The organism is Oceanobacter sp. 3_MG-2023 (assembly GCF_030688925.1).
In the GTDB taxonomy this organism is placed as follows: Bacteria; Pseudomonadota; Gammaproteobacteria; order Pseudomonadales; family Oceanobacteraceae; genus Oceanobacter.
This window is the reverse complement of sequence record NZ_JAUYVX010000032.1, coordinates 1-3,262: the sequence shown is the minus strand read 5'-3', so window position 1 is coordinate 3,262 and position 3,262 is coordinate 1. Positions and strand designations below refer to the sequence as shown.

At 53.7% G+C, this 3,262-nt stretch carries 1 protein-coding gene; it reads right to left on the bottom strand.

The genetic code is table 11. From position 1 onward, the window contains the following. Nucleotides 1–3,262, bottom strand: a 3,262-nt coding sequence (locus Q8W32_RS16445; RefSeq protein WP_305415675.1) for a cadherin repeat domain-containing protein, incomplete at both ends; no start/stop codon positions are given.

The following is a 3,262-nucleotide window of genomic DNA, read 5'->3' as shown; positions in this document are numbered from 1 at the left end:
TGATGCTGAACAGTGACGCATCTGTACCAGACAGGCTGAAACTCACGCCATCAGAAATATCAGCAGAGTCATCCGCAATGGCGGTATACACCACTTGCCCAGCACCAGAGTTTTCATCGATCGAGGTGGCCGTAGCGCCAGACGTAATCGTCGGTGCCACTTCATCGAGGTTATTCACCGCCAGCGTAACAGTTTGATCTGTGTGGTTACCGGCTCCGTCGGTGGCTGTGGCGGTAAAGCTGTAGCTGGACTTGGTCTCGTAGTCGGCATCGGCCAACAAAGTCACTTCACCTGTAGAGGAGTTGATGCTGAACAAAGCAGCATCAGCCCCCGAGAGGCTATAAACCGCTGTCGCGTCATCGGTCGCTGCGGTGTAAATAACCGAGCTGGCACCAGAATTTTCGTCAATGGCATCCGCCAGAGCCCCGGAGGTAAATACAGGCCCCACTTCATCCAGGTTGTTGACCGCCAGAGTGACGGTCTGGCTATCTTGTAAACCCGCACCATCGGTGGCGATGACAGTAAAGTTGTAGCTTGGTTTGGTTTCGTAGTCGGCATCCGCCAACAAGGTGACTTCGCCGGTGGCTGAGTTGATACTGAAGTACGCTGCATCTGCACCCGACAGACTGAAACTCACACCATCAGAAATATCAGCAGAGTCATCCGCAGTGGCGGTATACACCACTTGCCCAGCACCAGAGTTTTCATCGATCGAGGTGGCCGTAGCGCCAGACGTAATCGTCGGTGCCACTTCATCGAGGTTATTCACCGCCAGGGTGACGGTCTGGTCGGTGTAGTTACCCGCCCCATCAGTTGCAGTGACGGTAAAGCTGTAACTGGACTTGGTCTCGTAGTCGGCATCGGCCAACAAAGTCACTTCGCCTGTAGCGGAGTTGATGCTGAACAGTGACGCATCTGTACCTGAGAGGCTATAAACCGCCGTCGCGTCGTCCGTGGTCGCGGTGTAAATCACCGAGCTAGCACCAGAGTTTTCATCAATGGCATCTGCCAACGTACCGGAGGTAAATACAGGCCCCACTTCATCCAGGTTATTCACTGCCAGGGTAACAGTTTGATCGGTGTGGTTACCGGCTCCATCGGTAGCGGTGACGGTAAAGCTGTAGTTTGGTTTGGTTTCGTAATCAGCATCCGCCAACAAGGTGACCTCGCCGGTGCTGGCATCAATCGAGAAATACGCCGCATCGTCGCCTGAGAGGGAGAAAGCCACGCCATCAGAGATATCTGCAGAGTCATCCGCAGTAGCGGTATAAATCACACTGCCCGCACCGCTGTTTTCATCGATGGCAGTCGCGGTATCACCAGAGGTAATCGTCGGTGCCACTTCATCCAGGTTATTGACCGCCAGGGTAACGGCCTGATTGGTAAAGTTACCAGCTCCGTCGGTAGCGGTGACAGTAAAGCTGTAGCTGGACTTGGTTTCGTAATCAGCATCCGCCAACAAAGTCACTTCGCCGGTGCTGGCATCAATTGAGAAATACGCCGCATCGTCGCCAGAGAGCGAGAAAGTCACACCATCAGAGATATCTGCGGAGTCATCAGCGGTCGCGGTATACACCACCTGCCCGGCACCGCTGTTTTCATCGATCGAGGTGGCCGTAGCGCCAGACGTAATGCTTGGCGCTTCTTCATCCAGGTTATTCACCGCCAGGGTGACGGTTTGATCAGTAAAGTGACCAGCCCCATCGGTAGCGGTGACGGTAAAGCTGTAGCTGGACTTGGTTTCGTAGTCAGCATCCGCTTTTAGAGTCACTTCGCCAGTATTGGTATCAATGGTGAAGTAAGGCGCGTCAGTACCACTGAGGTTAAACGTTACGCCGTCCGAGATATCCGCGGAGTCATCGATAATCGCTGTGTAAATAACCGAGCCAGCACCGCTGTTTTCATCGATGGCAGTCGCGGTGTCACCAGAGGTAATCGTCGGTGCCACTTCATCGAGGTTATTCACCGCCAAGGTGACGGTCTGGTCGGTAAAGTTACCAACCCCATCAGTCGCGGTGACGGTAAAGCTGTAACTGGACTTGGTCTCATAGTCGGCATCGGCCAACAAGGTGACTTCGCCAGTGGCTGAATTAATGCTGAACAGCCCTGCATCATCCCCCGAGAGGCTATAAACCGCCGTCGCATCATTGGTTGTGGCTGTGTAAATAACCGAGCTGGCACCAGAGTTTTCATCAATGGCATCCGCCAACGTACCGGAGGTAAATACCGGTCCTGACTCATCCAGATCATTGACCGCCAGCGTCACGGTCTGATCAGTGAAGTGACCGGCGCCATCGGTGGCAATTACAGTAAAACTGTAGTTTGGTTTGGTCTCGTAATCAGCGTCGGCCAACAAGGTGACTTCACCAGTGCTGGCATCAATCGAGAGATACGCGGCATCGTCGCCTGAGAGCGAGAAAGTCACACCATCAGAGATATCTGCGGAGTCATCGGCAGTCGCGGTATAAATCACACTGCCGGTACCGCTGTTTTCATCAATGGCAGTCGCGGTATCACCAGAGGTAATCGTCGGTGCCACTTCATCCAGGTTATTGACAGCCAAGGTGACGGTTTGGTCAGTGAAGTGACCAGCCCCATCGGTGGCGATTACAGTAAAGTTGTAGCTGGACTTGGTCTCGTAGTCCGCATCCGCCAACAAGGTGACTTCACCGGTGGCTGGGTTGATACTGAAATACGCTGCATCGTCGCCTGAGAGCGAGAAGCTCACTCCACTGGATATATCCACTGAATCATCGGCAGTGGCGGTATACACCACCTGCCCAGAACCAGTGTTTTCATCGATGGCAGTCGCGGTAGCGCCAGAAGTAATCGTCGGTGCGACTTCATCCAGATCATTAACCGCCAGAGTGACGGTCTGATCAGTTAAGTGACCAGCCCCATCGGTGGCGGTGACTACAAATGAATAGCTGGCTTTTGTTTCGTAATCAGCGTCGGCCAACAAAGTCACTTCACCGGTGGCGGAGTTGATGCTGAAATACGCCGCATCGTCGCCAGAGAGAGAGAAAACTACGCCATCAGAGATATCAGCAGAGTCATCAGCAACAGCGGTATACACCACTTGCCCAGCACCGCTGTTTTCATCGATGGCAGTCGCGGTATCACCAGAGGTAATCGTCGGTGCCACTTCATCGAGGTTATTCACCGCCAGGGTGACGGTTTGATCGGTGTGGTTACCGGCCCCATCGGTGGCGGTGACGGTAAAGCTGTAGCTTGGTTTGGTTTCGTAATCAGCATCCGCCAA